General features: G+C 69.3%; 13 protein-coding genes. 3 read left to right on the forward strand and 10 right to left on the reverse strand.

Features of this window, described 5'->3' with window-relative positions:
- Positions 1-6: 6 nt before the first annotated feature.
- A complete protein-coding gene (locus JOE30_RS13870; protein ID WP_204867315.1) occupies positions 7-2187 on the reverse strand; it encodes a malate synthase G in 2181 nt (726 codons plus the stop codon).
- A 152-nt stretch (positions 2188-2339) separates the two neighbouring features.
- Between JOE30_RS13870 and JOE30_RS13875 the strand changes: the two genes are divergently transcribed.
- Positions 2340-3215 (forward strand): aldo/keto reductase, encoded by an 876-nt coding sequence (locus JOE30_RS13875; protein WP_204867317.1) that lies wholly within the window; start codon positions 2340-2342, stop codon positions 3213-3215.
- 9 nt (positions 3216-3224) lie between these two features.
- Here JOE30_RS13875 and JOE30_RS13880 read toward each other — a convergent pair whose 3' ends face one another.
- From JOE30_RS13880 to JOE30_RS13920, 9 genes are all read right to left on the reverse strand, one after another.
- Positions 3225-4118, reverse strand: a complete 894-nt coding sequence (locus tag JOE30_RS13880) for a 3-methyladenine DNA glycosylase (protein ID WP_204867318.1) — start codon at positions 4116-4118, stop codon at positions 3225-3227.
- On the reverse strand, positions 4115-5203 hold the full coding sequence (locus JOE30_RS13885) for a hemolysin family protein (protein WP_204867319.1): 1089 nt from the start codon (positions 5201-5203) through the stop codon (positions 4115-4117). The genes JOE30_RS13880 and JOE30_RS13885 overlap by 4 nt, the downstream gene beginning before the upstream one ends.
- Complete coding sequence (locus JOE30_RS13890) at positions 5196-6593, reverse strand: hemolysin family protein (protein ID WP_204867320.1); 1398 nt, start codon at positions 6591-6593, stop codon at positions 5196-5198. The genes JOE30_RS13885 and JOE30_RS13890 overlap by 8 nt, the downstream gene beginning before the upstream one ends.
- A 358-nt stretch (positions 6594-6951) precedes the next feature.
- Positions 6952-8388 carry a GuaB1 family IMP dehydrogenase-related protein gene (locus tag JOE30_RS13895; RefSeq protein ID WP_204867322.1) on the reverse strand — a complete coding sequence of 479 codons (1437 nt, stop codon included), beginning with the start codon at positions 8386-8388 and terminating at the stop codon, positions 6952-6954.
- Between the two features lie 58 nt (positions 8389-8446).
- Positions 8447-9310: a DMT family transporter gene (locus JOE30_RS13900; RefSeq protein WP_307806174.1), complete on the reverse strand. Its 864-nt coding sequence runs from the start codon at positions 9308-9310 to the stop codon at positions 8447-8449.
- Positions 9311-9318: 8 nt separating this feature from the next.
- Entirely contained in the window at positions 9319-10767 is a 1449-nt protein-coding gene (gene gndA, locus JOE30_RS13905; protein WP_027505429.1) for an NADP-dependent phosphogluconate dehydrogenase, read from the reverse strand.
- Positions 10768-10831: 64 nt separating this feature from the next.
- Positions 10832-12373, reverse strand: coding sequence for a DEAD/DEAH box helicase (locus JOE30_RS13910; RefSeq protein WP_239532377.1), 1542 nt, complete (start codon positions 12371-12373; stop codon positions 10832-10834).
- Between the two features lie 284 nt (positions 12374-12657).
- Complete coding sequence (locus JOE30_RS13915; protein WP_027505428.1) at positions 12658-13611, reverse strand: M56 family metallopeptidase; 954 nt, start codon at positions 13609-13611, stop codon at positions 12658-12660.
- A gap of 42 nt (positions 13612-13653) precedes the next feature.
- Positions 13654-14043, reverse strand: coding sequence for a BlaI/MecI/CopY family transcriptional regulator (locus JOE30_RS13920; RefSeq protein ID WP_027505427.1), 390 nt, complete (start codon positions 14041-14043; stop codon positions 13654-13656).
- A 130-nt stretch (positions 14044-14173) separates the two neighbouring features.
- Between JOE30_RS13920 and JOE30_RS13925 the strand changes: the two genes are divergently transcribed.
- The gene (locus JOE30_RS13925) at positions 14174-15472 is read left to right on the forward strand and encodes an alpha/beta hydrolase-fold protein (protein WP_307806175.1); all 1299 of its coding nucleotides are present in this window, start codon (positions 14174-14176) and stop codon (positions 15470-15472) included.
- A gap of 164 nt (positions 15473-15636) precedes the next feature.
- The gene (locus JOE30_RS13930) at positions 15637-18072 is read left to right on the forward strand and encodes a bifunctional lysylphosphatidylglycerol flippase/synthetase MprF (RefSeq protein ID WP_204870390.1); all 2436 of its coding nucleotides are present in this window, start codon (positions 15637-15639) and stop codon (positions 18070-18072) included.
- The last annotated feature ends 3 nt before the right edge of the window (positions 18073-18075 follow it).

Consider the following 18075-nt stretch of genomic DNA (forward strand, 5'->3'; position numbering starts at 1 on the left):
TCCCTGTCAGGATGCCTGGTTCGCTGCCTTGTACTCGCGACGGCGCGCGTGGAGGATCGGCTCCGTGTACCCGTTCGGCTGCCGAGTTCCCTCGAGGATGAGGTCCTTGGCGGCGTTGAAGGCGATGTTCGAGTCCGAGTTCTCCGCGAGCGGTCGGTAGGTCGGGTCACCGGCGTTCTGCCGATCGACCACCGGCGCCATGCGCGTCAGCGAAGCGACGACGTCCTGCTCGGTCACGATGCCGTGACGGACCCAGTTGGCCAACAGCTGACTCGAGATGCGCAGCGTCGCGCGGTCCTCCATGAGCGCGACGTCCTCGATGTCCGGAACCTTGGAACAGCCGACGCCGTGATCGATCCACCGGACGACGTACCCCAGGATCGACTGGCAGTTGTTGTCCAGTTCGCGCTGCTTGTCCTCGTCGCTCCAGGAGGTGTCGGCAGCCAGCGGGATCTCGAGAATGTCGTCGACCGTGGCGCGGCGAGCCTTCGCGATCTCCTCCTGGCGGGCGAAGACGTCGACCTGGTGGTAATGGGTGGCATGCAGCGTGGCCGCGGTGGGCGACGGGACCCAGGCGGTGTTGGCACCCGCGCGCGGGTGACCGATCTTCTGCTCGAGCATGTCGTGCATGAGATCGGGCATCGCCCACATTCCCTTGCCGATCTGCGCCTTGCCCTCGAGGCCCGCCGCGAGACCGGTGTCGACGTTCCAGTCCTCGTAGGCGGCGATCCACTTCTGCTTCTTCATCTCGGCCTTGCGCACGACGGCTCCCGCCTCCATGGAGGTGTGGATCTCGTCGCCGGTCCGGTCGAGGAAACCGGTGTTGATGAACACGACGCGTTCCTTCGCCGCGAGGATGCAGGCCGCGAGGTTGACCGTCGTGCGACGCTCCTCGTCCATGATGCCGACCTTGAGGGTGTTGCGCGGGAGGCCCACGACGTCCTCGACGCGCGCGAACAGTTCGTTCGTGAAGGCGACCTCGTCGGGACCGTGCATCTTGGGCTTCACGATGTAGAGCGAGCCGGTGCGGCTGTTGCTCAACGCGACGTCGTCTCGCAGGCTGTGCTTGCCCGTCAGGGACGTCATGACGGCATCGAGAATGCCCTCGGGGATCTCGTTGCCGTCCTTGTCGAGGATCGCGTCGGTGGTCATCAGGTGCCCGACGTTGCGGACGAACAGAAGCGACCGGCCGTGCAGCACGAGTTCGGAGCCGTCCACAGCGGTGTAGACGCGATCCGGATTCATGGTGCGGGTGAAGGTCTTGCCGTTCTTCGACACCTCCTCGGCGAGATCGCCGCGCATGAGACCGAGCCAGTTGTGGTAGCCGAGCACCTTGTCGTCGGCGTCCACGGCGGCGACGGAGTCCTCGAAGTCCATGATCGCGGTGACCGCGGACTCGAGCAGCACATCCTTCACACCCGCGGCGTCGGTGCTGCCGATGGGACTGTCGGCGTCGATCTGCAGTTCGAAGTGCAAGCCGTTGTGGACGAACAGGATTCCGGTCGGCGCGGACGGCTCACCGGTGTAGCCGAGCAGCGCGTCCGGTGACGCGAGACCGACGGTGTCGCCGGAGGACAGGGTGACCGCCAGGGCGGACCCGTCGACGACGTACGACGTGGCATCCGCGTGCGAGCCCGACGTCAGCGGCACCGCGTCGTCGAGGAACGTTCGAGCCCACGCGATGACCTTGTCGCCGCGCACCTTGTTGTAGCTGGTGCCCTTCTCCGCGCCGCCGTCCTCGGGGATGGCGTCGGTGCCGTAGAGCGCGTCGTACAGCGAGCCCCACCGGGCGTTGGAGGCGTTGATCGCGAAGCGTGCGTTGAGAACGGGGACCACCAGCTGCGGGCCGGCCGTCGTGGTGATCTCGGTGTCGACGCCCTCGGTCGTGATCGCGAACGCGGCGGGCTCGTCCTGCAGGTACCCGATCTCCTTCAGGAACGCCTTGTACTGCGCGCGGTCGTAGCCGGCTCCGGGGTGCTCGGAGTGCCAGGCGTCGAGCTTGCCCTGGATCTCGTCGCGCGCCTCGAGGAGAGCCCGGTTACGGGGCGCGAGATCCTCGAGGAGGGACTGCACACCCGCCCAGAACGCATCCTGATCCACACCCGTGCCGGGCAGAGCCTGCTTCTCCACGAACTCGTGCAGCACTGCCGCCACCTGCAGATCGCCGACCTGGACGCGTTCCGTCATCACAGCCCCTCACTTGACTCTCGCCTGTCGCGGCGTCGTGCCGCGCTGGATCGCCCCGATGTTACCCAGTGGTAGTGCGGAGCCCACCGGTGGTGGCGCGCGAGACGACCACGGGCAGGAATACCTGCGACCGCCACGGCGTCGTACTCGCCATGACGACATCGACGACTTCCCGTCCCGCCGACGCGAGCGGCACCTTCCTGCTCGGTGGAGACCTCCAGATCACCCGACTCGGTTACGGCACCATGCAGCTGCCCGGAGAAGGCGTCTGGGGGCCGCCGCGTGACCGCGACGAGGCGATCCGCGTGCTGCGGCGATCGGTCGAGCTGGGCGTGACCTTCTTCGACACCGCAGACAGCTACGGCCCGGAGGTGGCCGAGGACCTGCTCGCCGAGGCACTGCGTCCCTACGCCGACGACATCGTGATCGCGACCAAGGCCGGGCTCACCCGGCAGGGACCCGGGCAGTGGACCCCGGTCGGTCGTCCCGCGTACCTCCGCCAGCAGGCGGAGTTGTCGCTGCGCCGTCTCGGTGTGGACCGCATCGACCTGTTCCAGCTGCACCGCATCGACCCGGACGTCGCGCTCGAGGATCAGGTCGGCGAATTGAAGGCGCTGCAGGACGAAGGCAAGATCCGGCACATCGGCCTGAGCCAGGTGTCCGTCGAGGAGGTGACACGGGCGCAGAAGATCGCTCCGATCGTGTCCGTCCAGAACCTCTTCAATCTCACGGACCGCTCCTCCGAGGAGCTTCTCGACTGGTCGACGGAGCAGAACATCGGCTTCATCCCGTGGTTCCCGCTCGCCACCGGGAAGCTCACCGGCGAGGGCAGCCCGCTGACGGAGCTGGCCCAGCGGCACGGTGTCTCCGCGTCGCAGCTCGCCCTCGCGTGGTTGTTGCGTCGGTCCCCGGTGATGCTGCCGATTCCCGGAACGTCGTCGGTGTCCCACCTCGAGGACAACGTCGCCGCCGCGAGCATCGAGCTGAGCGACGAGGAGTTCGCCGAACTCTCGGCCGTGGGCGTCTGACCCGAACCGTCAGCGCAGATCGGCGAGCAGGTGGCCGATCGCGACTCGGAGAGCGGCGGCTCGTTCCGCGATCGCCGACTGGGCGCGCACGTACTCGGCGCGTCCGGTCGGCGTCTCGACACGCACGGGGGAGTAGCCGTACGCCGTGAGGTCGTACGGGCTGGCCCGCATGTCGAGTTCACGCGCCGTCATCGACAGCGCGAAGCAGTCGAGCAGCAGTTCGGACGGCATCAACGGTCCGAGCTTCGCCACCCACTTGTACAGATCCATCGACGCATGCAGGCAGCCCGGCTGTTCGGTCAGCAGCCGGTGCTCCGGCGTCAACTCGATGGCGTTGCGGGGGAGGGCGTCCGGGGTGAAGAAGCGGAACGCGTCGTAGTGGGTGCAGCGCAACGGCATCGACTCCACCACCGCGTCGGTGCCGTCGTGACCGAGGCGGAGCGGCACGTCGTGACGCAGAGCCTCGTCCCCGCCGCGGTAGACCATCGCCCACTCGTGCAGACCGAAGCAGCCCAGCTGCGCGGGGCGGGTGGCCGTCCGGCCGATCAGGGTGCTCACGAAGTCGATCGCGGACGACCGCCGGTCGAGGAACTCGGACGACACCGTGACGCCGGATCGCCCGCCCACGGCGACGTTCACGTACCCGGTGCGTCCGGAATAGTCCTCGATACCCGCTCCGGTCAGCACCGACCCGTGTCCGGGGTGCCACCGGCGCAGATGACCGGGTTTCAGGCTGTAGTAGGTGAAGAGGAAATCGAGCACGGGATGCGGCTCGCCGACCGCGCGCCGCTCCAGATAGGCACCGATCATCTCGTCCACCCGCTCGCCGTGAGCGCGCCGTCGAGGATGCCACCGGTCCGGTCCGAGAACGACGAGATCGGTGTCCGACCCGACGGACGTCACGGCGCGTCGGGTCCGGGGACGACGTCCTCCACGAGGTGGGTGCCGTCGCGCACCGTGCCGACGAACTCCTCGACGAGGTCCTCGAGAGCGACGATGCCGATGGTGCCCTTACCCGTCTCCACGACGGCGCCGAGGTGACTGCGACGGCGGCGGAGACCGGCCAGCGCCTCGTCGAGAGGGGTGCGCGCGTCGATGATCGGCAGCAGCCGCACGTCCGAGCGCGGGATGATCGTCTCCGAGTCGGCCAGCGGGTCCGCCATCAGATCGAGGACGTCCTTGATGTGCAGGTATCCGATCATGCCGTCGGTCTCGTCGCGGACCGGATACCGTGAGAAACCGGTCTCGCGGACGGCCTCCTCGATCGCGCCCAGCGTGGGTCCCTTGGGTCCGCAGACCACCGTGCGGGCCTTGTCCAGCGGGATGAGGACCTCCCGCACGGTGCGGCCCGACGTCTCGAGAGCCTGCGTCAGCCGGCGGTGCTCCTCCTCGTCGATGAGTCCCTCGGAGCGGGACTCGCCGATCATGTCGGAGAGCTGGTCCGCCGACACCGACGAGTCCAGCTCGTCCTTCGGCTCGACGCGCAACAACCGCAGTGTGCCGTTGGCGCACAGGTTGTAGAACGAGATCAACGGCTTCGCGACGCGCAACCACCACAAGTGCACGGGCACCAGCAACATCGCCGTCGCTTCCGGTCCGGCGATCGCGATGTTCTTCGGCACCATCTCGCCGATGAGGATGTGCAGGATCACCACGATGCCCAGGGCGAGGGCGAACCCGATGGGGTGCAGCAGGGAGTCGGGTACGCCGAGCAGCTCGAACGGGCGCTCGATCAGGTGGGCCACGGCGGGTTCCGCCACGCGCCCGAGCAGGATCGAGCAGATGGTGATGCCGAGCTGCGCGGCCGCGAGCATCATCGACAGATTCTGACCGGCCTCGATGACCGTCTGAGCCCGCTTCTTGCCCTGCACCACCAGACTCTCGAGGCGGTCGCGGCGTGCAGAGATCAGCGAGAACTCGGCACCGACGAAGAAGGCGTTGAGGAGCAGGAGGACGACCGCGAGGCCGACGGCGAGTAGGTCACCCATCGAGGGCCTCCCGGTCGTGCTCGCGGACGGTCTCGGCGCGCAGGCGGGCGATCTCGTCCTCCGCGGCCGGGCGTACGAGGATCCGGTCGATCCGGCGCCCGTCCATCGCGTCCACGCGCGCGACCCAGCCGCCGTCGTCGGACTCGAGGTCGCCGCTCGGTGGCGGCAGGATGACCTGGTCGCCGGCGTCGGGGATGCGTTCGAACTGTGTCAGCACCAGGCCGCCGAGGGTGTCGTACTCGCCCTCGGGTGCCGCGTAGCCGGTGAACTCGGTGACCTCGTCGATGCGCAGGAGCCCGGAGCAGAGCCACCCGTCGGCGACGCGTTGGACGTCGACCTCGCGGGTGTCGTGCTCGTCGCGGACGTCTCCGACGATCTCCTCGATGAGGTCCTCCATGGTGACGATGCCCGCGGTGCCGCCGTACTCGTCCACCACGATGGCGACCTGCATGCCATCGGCGCGCACCCGTTCCATGACGGTGTCGCCGTCCAGGCTCGAGGGGACGTTGGGGACACGCTGCGCGAGGGAGCTGACCGTCGTTCCGGCGCGGCGCTCGGCGGGCACGGTGAACGCGTGCTTGATGTGGACGACGCCCACGGTGTCGTCGAGGTCGCCGTTGACGACGGGGAACCGCGAGAACCCGGTGCGGGCCGCCGTGTCGATGAGGTCGGCGACCGTGTCGTCCGCGGCGAGGGTCTCGATCTTCACGCGGGGGGTCATCAACTCCTCCGCCGTGCGCTCGCCGAACTGTAGCGAGCGGTCGACGAGGAGAGCGGTGCGCTGGTCGATGGAGCCGTGTTCCGCCGAGGAGCGCACCAGCGACCCGAGTTCCTGGGGCGAGCGCGCCGAACGCAGTTCCTCCGCCGGCTCGACGCCGAGGCGGCGGACCACCCAGTTCGCGGAACCGTTGAGGCCGTTGATGGCCCAGCGGAAGACGAGGGAGAAGCCCGCCTGCAGGCCGGCCGTCGCCCGCGCCACCTTCATCGGATTGGAGATGGCCATGTTCTTCGGCACCAGCTCGCCGAAGACCATCGATGCCGAGGTGGCGATGACGAGCGCCAGCACCAGCGACACGGCGCCGGCGAGCGAGTCGGACGCACCGAGCGCCGTGGCGGCCGGAGTGATGAACCGCGCCAGCACCGGTTCGGCGATGTAGCCGGTGATCAGCGTGGTGATGGTGATACCGAGCTGCGCGCCGGAGAGCTGGAACGACAGCGTCTTGTGGGCGTGCTGGACCTGGCGGGAGCGCATGTCACCGTCGCGCGCAGCCGCGTCGACGGTGCTGCGTTCGAGTGCGGTGAGGGAGAACTCCGCGGCGACGAAGATCGCCGTGCCCGCCGTCAGCGCGACGAAGCCCACGAGGGACAGGATCGGAACGAGAACGGTCACGAGGGACACACCTCGCTGCGACGCGACGTGGTCTCGGGGAAAGCGCCGGGTGAGCCCGGCGACCTAGAGGAGCCCTCCGGAGAGGGACCGCCGGACGACTCCCCGTCGGGGGAGGGGCGGTCTCGGGACGGTAGGTCCGGGGACGGAGTGCCGGACCCGGGGGTCGGCGTCGTCGTGGGTGCCTCGGGCACCGGTGTCCTTCCTGTCGTGTGGCGTTCGCGTGGAGGCGACGCCTGCGCCGCAGAATCGGCGCGTGTCACAGCAGTACCCGCTCGGGGGCGCCGCTATCGCACACATCGTATCGTCGCCGACCCGGAATCACCGAGTCGGCGACGTGAGCGCGAGTGCGGGCCGACGATCACCAGCCGGACGGGAGCGGGCGTCCCTCGGCGAAGCCTGCCGCCGACTGGATGCCCAGCACGGCATCCCGATGCAGCTCCTCCAGCGAGCGCGCACCGGCGTACGTGCAGGTGCTGCGCACACCCGCGCAGATGTGGTCGATGAGGTCCTCGACACCGGGCCGCTCCGGATCGAGGCGCATCCGCGAGCTGGAGATGCCTTCCTCGAACAGGCCCTTGCGTGCCTGGTCGAACGCGCTGTCCGCTGCCGTGCGCGCGGCCACGGCACGCTTCGACGCCATGCCGAAGCTCTCCTTGTAGGCAACCCCGGCTGCGTCGACGCGAAGATCGCCGGGCGACTCGTGGGTGCCGGCGAACCAGGATCCGATCATCACGTTGGAGGCACCGGCGGCGACGGCGAGCGCCACGTCGCGGGGATGCCGCACCCCGCCGTCGGCCCACACGTGCTTGCCCAGCTCACGTGCCGCAGTGGCGCACTCCTCGACGGCCGAGAACTGCGGGCGGCCCACGCCGGTCATCATGCGGGTGGTGCACATGGCGCCGGGGCCCACACCGACCTTGACGATGTCCGCGCCGGCTTCGATCAGGTCGCGGGTACCCGCTGCGGACACGACGTTGCCGGCGACCAGGGGCACGCCCAGATCGAGCGCCGCGACGACGGCCAGCGCATCGAGCATCTTCTGCTGGTGGCCGTGGGCGGTGTCGAGCACCAGGACGTCGGCGCCGGCCTCGACCAGGGCGGCTGCCTTCGCACCCACGTCACCGTTGATGCCGACGGCGGCGGCGATGCGCAGGCGCCCGTCGTCGTCGGTGGCGGGACGGTAGATGCCGGCGCGCAGCGCACCGGTGCGGGTGAGCACTCCTGCGAGTGCGCCGTCCGGCCCGGTCAGCACGGCGAGGTTCTCGTGCCGAGCCTCGAGCTGCTCGAAGATCTCGCGGGGACTCGTGTCCACGGAGGCCGTCACGAAGTCCTTGTCCATCACCGTCGAGAGGCGCGCGAAGCGATCGACGTCCGTGCACGCCGCCTCGGAGACGATGCCCACGGCCGCGTCGCCGTCCACGACCACGACGACGCCGTGGGCGCGCTTGGGCATGAGGGCGAGAGCGTCGGACACCGAGTCCTCGGGCGTCAGCACGACCGGGGTGTCCGCCACCAGGTTCCGGCTCTTGACGAAGGAGACCGTCTCGGCGACGGCCGCGGTCGGCAGGTCCTGCGGGATGACGACGATGCCGCCGCGACGCGCGACCGTCTCCGCCATCCGGCGGCCGGCCACGGCGGTCATGTTGGCGACGACGATGGGAATGGTGGTCCCGGAACCGTCGACACTCGCCAGATCGACGTCGAAACGAGACGTGACCGTCGTGTGGTTCGGGACGAGGAACACGTCGTCGTACGTCAGGTCGTAGGGCGGGCGCTGGTCGCGAAGGAAATGCACGGGACGCCAGCGTACGCGACCGACGGATATATCTTGCGGCGGCGACGTCGAGGGTGGGTCAGACGGCCGGGACGGCGTCGTCCGCGCGCCCCTGCTCGCGCGAGAGAACCACGGTGGTCACGATCATGACGATCACGGCGGAGGCGACCACCACTCCGCGCGGTCCGTCGAGGCGGAGCCGTTCGTCGAGCACCACGATGCCGAGGAACACCGCCGCCAGCGGCTCGCACACGGTCACCGCCGGCAGCGACGCCGCGAGCGGACCGGCCTGGAACGCGCGCTGCTGCAGGTAGAAGCCCGAGACTCCGGCGGCGATCAGCGCGTACGTCTGCCATGCGGTGAGGGCGCCGAGCAGATCGGATTCCACCAGGTCGGTGACGTACTTGGTGAACGCGACGGCGACGCCGAACAGCAGTCCACCGCCGATCCCGAGCAGCAGCGCCGCACGACCTGGCTCGCGCGTGAGCACACCGGCGACAGCGCCGACAAGGGCCACCGCCACCACGGCGGACAGCGGCAGCGCCCACACCGAGAGCGGCGCGTCGGCGGTGCCCTCGGTCGGGTCGCCGACCGCGACGAACGCCACCAGCGCGACCGTGAGGCCCGCGGCTGAGACCCAGGTGGCGCGCCGCATCCGCAGGCCGGAGTACTTCGCGGCGAGGGGGAGCGCGAACAGCAGCATGCTCACGAGCAATGGCTGCACCACGGACACCGATCCGACGGCCAGCGCCGCCACCTGCACCAGGTAACCGCTCAGGTCGCCGACCACCCCGGCCCACCATCGCGGGCTGCGCACGAGACCCGAGATCAACGAGTCCCCGTCCGCGACCGCCGACGCCGCCGTCTGCTGAGCGACGGCGGCGCAGGCGAAGAGAAATGCCGCGACGAGCGAGAGCCCGACCGCGAGCACGGACGAACTCACGGCGGTGGTCAGGCCTCGATCTCGGACCGGTCCTCACTCCACAGGGTGTGGAACTTGCCGTCGGCGTCGATGCGCTCGTACGTGTGTGCTCCGAAGAAGTCGCGCAGACCCTGCGTCAGCGCGGCGGGCAGACGTTCGGCGCGCAGTCCGTCGTAGTACGACAGGGCGGAGGCGAAGCCGGGCACCGGGATGCCGAGGAGTGTCGCGGTGGAGACGACACGACGCCAGCTGTCGACGGCGTTCTCGACGGCGTCACGGAAGTACGGCGCCAGCAACAGCGCGGGTAGTTCCGGGTTCTCGTCGTAGGCGTCCTTGATGCGGTTCAGGAACCGGGCCCGGATGATGCACCCGCCGCGCCAGATGGTGGCGAGATCGCCGGGGTGCAGATTCCAGTCGTACTCGGCCGAACCGGCGGCGATCTGATCGAAGCCCTGCGAGTAGGCGACGACCTTGGAGGCGTACAGGGCGGAACGGATGTCCTCGGTGAAGGTCTCGATGTCCTCGGGCTTCGCCGAGAGCGTTCCCGATGCCAGACCCTTGGACGCCTCGCGCTGGCCGCGCGCGCCCGAGAGCGCTCGGGCGAACACGGCCTCGGCGATGCCGGTGACGGGGACTCCGAGATCGAGCGCGGACTTGACGGTCCAGCGACCGGTGCCCTTCTGCTCGGCGGCGTCGACGATGACGTCGACCAAGGGCTTCCCGGTCTTCGCGTCCTTGTGAGCGAGCACCTGCGCGGTGATCTCGACGAGGTAGCTCTCGAGGTCGCCCTCGTTCCACTGCCGGAAGACGTCGGCGACCGCGTCCGGATCCATGCCCAGCGCGTCGCGCAGCAGGTTGTAGGCCTCACCGATGAGCTGCATGTCGGCGTACTCGATGCCGTTGTGCACCATCTTCACGAAGTGCCCGGACCCGTCGGGGCCGATGTGGGTGCAGCACGGGGTGCCGTCCACGTGCGCCGAGATCGACTCGAGCAGGGGCCCGACCGACTCGTACGACTTCGCGGGGCCACCGGGCATGATCGAGGGGCCGTTGAGTGCGCCCTCCTCGCCGCCGGAGATGCCGGCGCCGACGAAGAGAAGGCCGCGGTCCTTCAGCGAGGACTCGCGGCGGATGGTGTCCGTGTAGAGGGCGTTGCCGCCATCGATGATGATGTCGCCCTCGTCCATGACGCCGGCGAGTTCCTCGATGACCGCGTCCGTGGGATCGCCGGCCTTGACCATGATGACGACCTTGCGTGGCTTCTCGAGGCTGGCCACGAAGTCCTCGATGCTCTCCGACGCGACGAAGGTGCCGTCACTGCCGTGCGCGTCGAGCAGAGTCTGTGTCTTGGAGTAACTCCGGTTGTGCACCGCGACCACGTGTCCGTGGCGGGCGAAGTTCCGCGCCAGATTGGACCCCATGACAGCGAGGCCGGTGACACCGATCTGGGCGAGAGGTGAAGAATCCGAGGAAGTCATTCCCCCAGCTTTCCCTGCCCGGCCCCGACGCGAAAGTCGGGGCCGGACAAGGACGGGAGAGCTGTCAGTCGCGCGCGGTGCCCGCAGCACGGCTGCGGAACCCGCCGGTGCGCGAAGCCGTTGCGCCCGTGCGGTTCTCGTCGCGGCCCTTGTAGCCACCGCTGGACTCGCCGCCGCGGTAGCCGCCGGTGCGGTTCTCGTCGCGGCCCTTGTAGCCACCGCTGGACTCGCCGCCGCGGTACCCGCCGGTGCGGTTCTCGTCGCGACCCCGGTATCCGCCGGAGTCGCCGCCACGGTAGCCACCGGTGCGCGGGGATCCCGAGGCGCCGAAGCGCGAGGGGCCGCTGGGACGCTCGCGACGCGGTGCCTCACGCACCGGCTCGCCGGACGGAGCCTTGGCTCCGGTGATGGAACCGAGCTCCACCGAACCGGGGGAGACGTCCACCGAGGTGACCTTGACGCCGGCCTGACCGGTCAGCCGGCTGATGATGCGGCGCTGGTTGGGCAGCGCGATGGCGACGACGGTGCCCGCGGCACCGGCACGTGCCGTACGGCCGGCGCGGTGCATGTAGTCCTTGTGATCCGCGGGCGGATCGACGTGCACGACCAGGTCGATGCCGTCGACGTGGATGCCGCGTGCGGCGACGTCGGTGGCGACGAGCACGGGGGTGCGGCCGCTCTTGAAGCGGTCGAGCACGCGGGTGCGCTGGTTCTGGGCCTTGCCGCCGTGCAGCGACTCGGCGTGGATGCCGACGGCGCGCAGGCGATCGGTGATCCCGTCGCAGCCGAGCTTGGTGCGGGCGAACATGATGGTCCGGCCACCCTCGCGAGCGGCGATCTCGGACAGGACGATGTCCTTCTGTCCGCGGCCGACGTTGAGGATGTAGTGATCCATCGACTCGACGGCGGCCTTGCTGTCGCCGGTCGAGTGCTGGACGTGGTCGGCCAGGAACTGGCGGACCAACGACTGGACCTCGCGGTCGAGCGTGGCGGAGAACAGCATGCGCTGGCCACCGTTCGCGGTCTGTCCGAGGATGTCGCGCACCTCGGGCAGGAAGCCCATGTCGGCCATCTGGTCGGCCTCGTCGAGTGCGGTGATCTCCACTGCCTCGAGGACGCAGGTGCCCTGACGCAGGTGGTCGCCGAGGCGTCCGGGGGTGGCGACGAGAACGTCGACGCCGCGACGGAGCTGATCGGCCTGCCGACCGAAGGGGGTGCCGCCGACGGCCGGACGCACGCTCAGTCCGAGGACGGTGGCGTAGGACTGCAGTGAGTCGACGACCTGGAAGGCGAGCTCGCGGGTGGGGACCAGCACCAGTGCGCGAGGACGCTTCGCGGCGGGCTTGGTACCGGTCGACGCCAGGCGAGTGAGCATCGGCAGGCCGAAGGCGAGCGTCTTGCCCGATCCGGTCTGTGCGCGGCCGAGGACGTTACGTCCGGCGAGGGCGTCGAGGATGGCCATCTTCTGGATGGGCGAGGGAACGGTGATGCCGTTCTTGGCGAGCGCCGCGACGATGGTCGCGGGAAGTCCGAGGTCGGAGAACGTGGTCTCGGACGCCTCGGGAGTGCTGGTGGCAGAAGCAGAAACGGGGGTGGCGCTGGTCAACGCGGTGGTACCTCTCGGGGTTGCAGGCGCGTCGGTGCACAGCAACGATGAATCACCGCGCAGCGTGACGAGCCAGGGCACACATCACCTGGTCATCGATGCGCAAGCGGAGCTCGGGCGCAATGTGAGGTGTCTTGTCACCGGTACGACTCCGTGGCGTCCACGAGGGGACGGAGCGGAGCGACGGCGAAATTTGTGCCATATCGACAAACGGATGGTTCTGATGAACCACGGGTAACACTACGCGACGAGTGGTGCCGATGCCGACTCGTGTGAGCCAGTAGTCACGAACCGTGTCGCGCGAGGCGCGTCAGCTCGGTCAACCACGGCACGGCGACGTAGATGGTCGGCACCACGAGGATGGCTGCCGACGCGAGATAGGCGAGAGTGGCGACACCGGGGGTGGAGCCGGGAGTGGCCAACCGGCGTACCCGCACCAGCGTGCTCGGCCCACCCGCGGCCAGCGCTCCCCGCGGCGCCGACGACCCGGAGCAGGCCACGAGAGCGCGGGCGAGAGGACGAGGACCTGTGACGCGCACCGCGGAGTCGTCCGCGAGCAACTCGACCAGCAGCTGCACCGACCCCAGCGCGGACCGGCTGCGCACGACGTGCGGGAACGCCTGGTTGACGGCCATGAACGCCTCGAGAACGAGATCGTGCCGCGCGCGCAGGTGGGACCGCTCGTGGGTCAGGATGGCTGCCAGTTCGTCGTCGTCCAGGTTGGACAACGTGCCCTCGCTGACCACGACGCGTTGCCGCAGTCCGGGCAGGCAGTAGGCGATGGGGTCGAGACTCTCGAGGACCCGCACGTCGGTTCCGTGGGCACTGGTCTCGCCCGCACTGCGATCGAGGATGTCGACCAGCGTGCGGTGTCGCGCACGCCGTCGCCGGGTCTTGATCGCGACCAGCGACGTGGCCCAGACGAGCCGTGCGCCGATGACGAGGGTGATCGCGAGCACCGTCACGTAGAGGATCCACAGCGGGAGGCCGAGGGCGTCGATCTCGGCCGTGGGCGCCGTGGTGGGCCGGCCGTCCGGCCCGGGGACGAGTAGCTGGCTCGCGATCGCGAGCCCGGAACTGAAGGCCGACAGCACCGCGGCGAGTGCGATCGCCTGCCACAGCACGAGGGCGGCGCGCGGAGTCCGGTGTGGCCACGTCGCACGGGACAGCATCGCGGGAACCGGGCCCGTCAGGATCAACGCAAGTACCGCGAAGACCAGTGCTGTCGGTGCGTTCATGTCCTCACCGTCGTGTGGGAGGGAGTGTCGAGGGTCGAGAGGTCAGGCGTTGGAGGAACCGTCGTCCTGCGTCTCCAGTGCCGCGAGGGCCTCCCGGAGTGCGGCGGCCTCGTCGGCACCGACCCGACCCACGAAGTGGACCAGGGCCGCGGCGCGCCCGCCGGAGCGGTCGGCCTGCTGGAGGGCGTCGACCATGAGGCTGGCGACAAGCTCTTCGCGCCCATGTACCGGAGCGTACCGATGCGCGCGGTCGTCCCGCTGCTGGGTGACGAGCTTCTTCTTCGCCAGACGCTGAAGGACCGTCATGACCGTCGTGTAGGCGAGCTCACGCTTCGACGCCAGTGCCTCGTGGACCTGACGGACGGTCTGCGGCTCCGAACTCGACCACAAATGTTCCATCACTGCTCGTTCGAGATCGCCCAGGCCTGCCATTCGTCAGATGATACGGCCACTCCGACGCAAATGCGTACTACACGATGTAGCAGCGGGTCGTCGCACGTCGGCGCGCGTCCACCCGCGCGGAAACACGCGTCGAGAAGTGCTGCGAGGCTACTGTTACGCCGTGGCATTCGTCGACACGTCGTTGGTCAGTGGACCGGTCCCGATCGTCGTCACGGTCGTCGGAGTGCTCGGGCTCGTCTGGCTCGTGCTCGCACGGCGTCGGCGGCACCTCACCCGCGCGGTCCCGGTGGCCGTCGCGGTGGCGGCCGTCCTCACGGTGGCGGCGTGGTTCGGCATCGAGAAGATCTGGCGAGTCTTCCCCGATCCCGTCGAGACGTCGGTCTACGTCTGGGTCGGTCTCGGAGTCCTGGGCCTGTTCCTTCTCGTGCCGCGGATGCTGGCCGCGACGCGGTGGTGGACCCGCGTGGTGACCGTGATCGCGACGGTGGCCGTGGTCGCGACGTCCGCGCTGCAGGTCAACCTCGTCTTCGACGCCTACCCCACCGTCGGCACCGCCCTGGGGATCTCGTCCGTGCAGGAGGTGGACGTCGACGACGTCACCGGCCGCACCGCCGACCCGATCACCGGTACACCTCTCGCGAGCGTGTGGACCGCCCCCGCCGACATGCCGACCGGTGGTCGCATCCTGGACACGCCGATCCCGGGCACGGAGTCGGGTTTCTCCGCCCGGAACGCGAAGGTCTATCTGCCGCCCGCGTACTTCACCGCACGTCGCCCGCTGTTGCCCGTCCTCGTGCTGCTCGCCGGCCAACCCGGAGCGCCCGACGACTGGCTCACCGGCGGCCGGTTGGTCCAGACCATGGACGCCTACGCCGCCGATCACGCAGGTCTCGCACCCGTCGTGGTGGTGGCGGACGCGACCGGTTCCACCATCGCCAATCCGCTCTGCGTCGACTCTCCGCTCGGCAACGTGGCGTCCTATCTGGCGAAGGACGTGCCGGCATGGGTGAACGCGACCCTGCAGGTGGACACCGATCCGGCGCACTGGGCGATCGGCGGGCTCTCCTACGGCGGTACCTGCGCCATGCAGATGACCACCAACTACCCGCAGCTCTACCCGACCTTCCTCGTTCTCTCGGGCCAGCTCGAACCGACATTGGGTGACAAGCAGCGCACGCTGGACGCGGCGTTCGGCGGAAGCGAGGCCGCGTTCGAGGCCGTGAACCCGATGAACCTCATGGCCACACGTCAGTACCCCACCAGCGCCGGCGCCTTCGTCGTCGGTGCCAGTGACCCCGATTACCAGAACTCGGCGAAGCAGCTGTTCGCCGCCGCACAGAAAGCCGGAATGGACGTGCGTTATGCCGAGGTCCCGGGTGGACACAGTTACGAGACGTGGTCTGCGGGCCTGAAGTTGGAGCTGGACTGGCTCTGCACCCGGCTGGGGTCGACGTCGTGACCGATCCGTCCGCCGCAGGATCTCCCGCACCGGGTCCGGTCGCCCGTGCGCGGACCGACGTCGCCGCGTGGTGGGGACGAACCCGTCGCCAGGCCGCTCGGTTGGGGTCCACGATCGCCTATGGCGCCAAGGGGGCTCCGGTCAGCCTGGCGCTGCTGGCCGTCATGTGGGGGGGGCTCGTCGTGCTCTCCCTCACCACGCGCAGCTATCGCAGCTTCCTCGACCACCACACCGCGCTGGGCATCGTTCCGATCGAGAACCTGCGGCTCTGGACCCCCGTGACGTCGGGGCTCTTCGCCGTGGGGGTGGCCGCCTTCGTCGTCGCCACCGCGTTGTTCCTCGTCGTGGCCGCACCGATCGAGCACCGGATGGGTACCCGGCGTTTCGCGGTCGCCGTCCTGGTGACCCAGGTGGGCGGCTCGCTGCTGGGTCTCGCGCTGGCCGCTCTCGGGCAGCTGCTCGACGAGGGGTGGGGCTTCCAGCTCCATCTCGGTGTCACCTCGGGCCCCACGGCCTGGATCCTCGGCACGCTGATGGTGGCCAGCGCGAACATGGGAACGCTCTGGCGTCGGCGGGTGCGGGTGGGCCTCGTGGCGCTGACCGTCGTGATGGCCCTGTTCGGTGGCCATCTCGCAGACATCACCGCTCTCGGCTCGGTCGTGGTCGGCGCAGTGGCGGGACCGTTCATCGTCGGAAGGTCCTCTCGCGCGACCCATCTCGCCGGTACCCGCCGCGAGGGTCGGGTGCTCGTGGCCCTCATCGTCGCGGCGTCCGCGATCGGCCCGATGATCGCGGCCTTCTCGCCCAATGCGGTGGGCCCGTTCGCCGTCCTGCGCGAGTTGTTCCGCAGCCAGGAGTGGACGCTCGACGAGGTGAACCTGGTCTGTGGTGCAGATCCGGGGTCCACCGACTGCCGACGCGGGTTGCTCGATCTCCGACTCGGCGGCGTGGGACCGGTGCTGGCCAGCGTCATGCCCTCGGTCTATCTGCTGGTCCTCAGCGACGGACTGCGCCGCGGGCGTCGCTTCGCCTGGATCGGTGCGATGGTCTCGCAGGTCGTGCTCCTGGCCCTGGCGCTGGCCAACTACCTGATCCGCTTCGCCGATCTGGACAACGGCGACACGCTGTTCTACGGCGTCGCAGATCCGACGCTCTACCGCACCGCCGTTCCGTTCGTCGTCCCTCTGGCGGTCATGGCACTGCTGGTGATCACGCGCACGAACTTCGACGTGTCCGCGCCTGCCGGTACGTACACGCGCCTGTGGGCGACAGTGGTCGGAGCCGGCGCGGTTCTCGCCGTTCTCTACGTCGCGGTCGGCGCGCTGATCCGCTCCGGCTTCGACGGCAGCCCGGGAGTGCTGACGTTGCTCGGCGACTTCCCGCAGCGCCTCGTGCCCCCGGTTCTGCTGCAGTGGTTCGACCCGCCCTTCCTGCCGACGAGCTGGCTCGCCACCGTGCTCTACGAATGGACGGGCATCGTGTTCTGGGCGGTGCTGGTCGTCGCGACCGCGGGATCGTTCGTGAGACCGGCGTACGGCGTGGAGACCGACGCCACCGAGCGCGCTCGGGCGGTGCTGACGAGCAGCAGCGGCAGCGCCCTGTCCTGGATGACGACGTGGCGCGGCAACCGGTACTGGTTCTCGCCCGACGGTCACAGTTACGTCGCGTTCCGGGTGATCTCGGGCATCGCCCTCACCACCGGAGATCCGGTGGGTCCGCCCGCGGACCGGGAGGCGGCCATCGTCGGCTTCTCCGAGTACGCCGCCGAAAACGGATGGTCGCCCTGCTTCTACTCGGTCACGCCGGACGTCGCGGCCATCACCGGCGCTCTCGGCTGGGAGAGCATCCAGGTGGGGGAGGAGACCGTGCTCCCGCTGGCGGATCTCGCCTTCACGGGCAAGAAGTTCCAGGACGTCCGCACCGCGGTGAACCGGGCGAAGAAGGCCGGTGTCGAGGCCGAGTGGATCTCGTTCCCGACGGCGCCGCTGGCGATCACGGACCAGATCACCGCGATATCCGAGGAGTGGGTCGCCGACAAGGGCATGCCCGAGATGGGCTTCACGCTCGGTGGTCTGGACGAGGTCGACGATCCGCAGGTGCGGTGCCTCATCGCCGTGGACGAGCAGCGCACCGTGCACGGCATCACCTCGTGGATGCCGGTGTACCGCGACGGCGTCGTCGTGGGCTGGACACTGGACTTCATGCGCCGTCGATCCGAGGGCTTCCGGCCCGCGATGGAGTTCCTCATCGCGTCCGCCGCGCTGTCCCTGCAGGAGGAGGGCGCGCAGTTCCTCAGTCTGTCGGGAGCGCCGCTGGCGAAGGTGGGCGATCCGACCGAGGACACGGCGCAGACGTCGACACTCTCGGGGATGCTCGAGCGTCTTCTCGACGTCGTGGGCCGCACGCTCGAACCGGTCTACGGCTTCCGCTCGCTGCTGGCGTTCAAGTCGAAGTTCCAGCCGGTGTACGAGCCGATGTACATGACGTTCCCCGACCCGGCCGCGCTGCCGAGCATCGGCAACGCCATCGGGCGGGCCTACCTGCCGGACGTGTCCTTCGGTCAGAGTGTCCGGCTCGTGAAGACGATGATCGACCGCTGACCG

Origin of the sequence: Rhodococcus sp. PvP016 (assembly GCF_017832185.1) — a bacterium.
Lineage (GTDB): Bacteria > Actinomycetota > Actinomycetes > Mycobacteriales > Mycobacteriaceae > Rhodococcoides.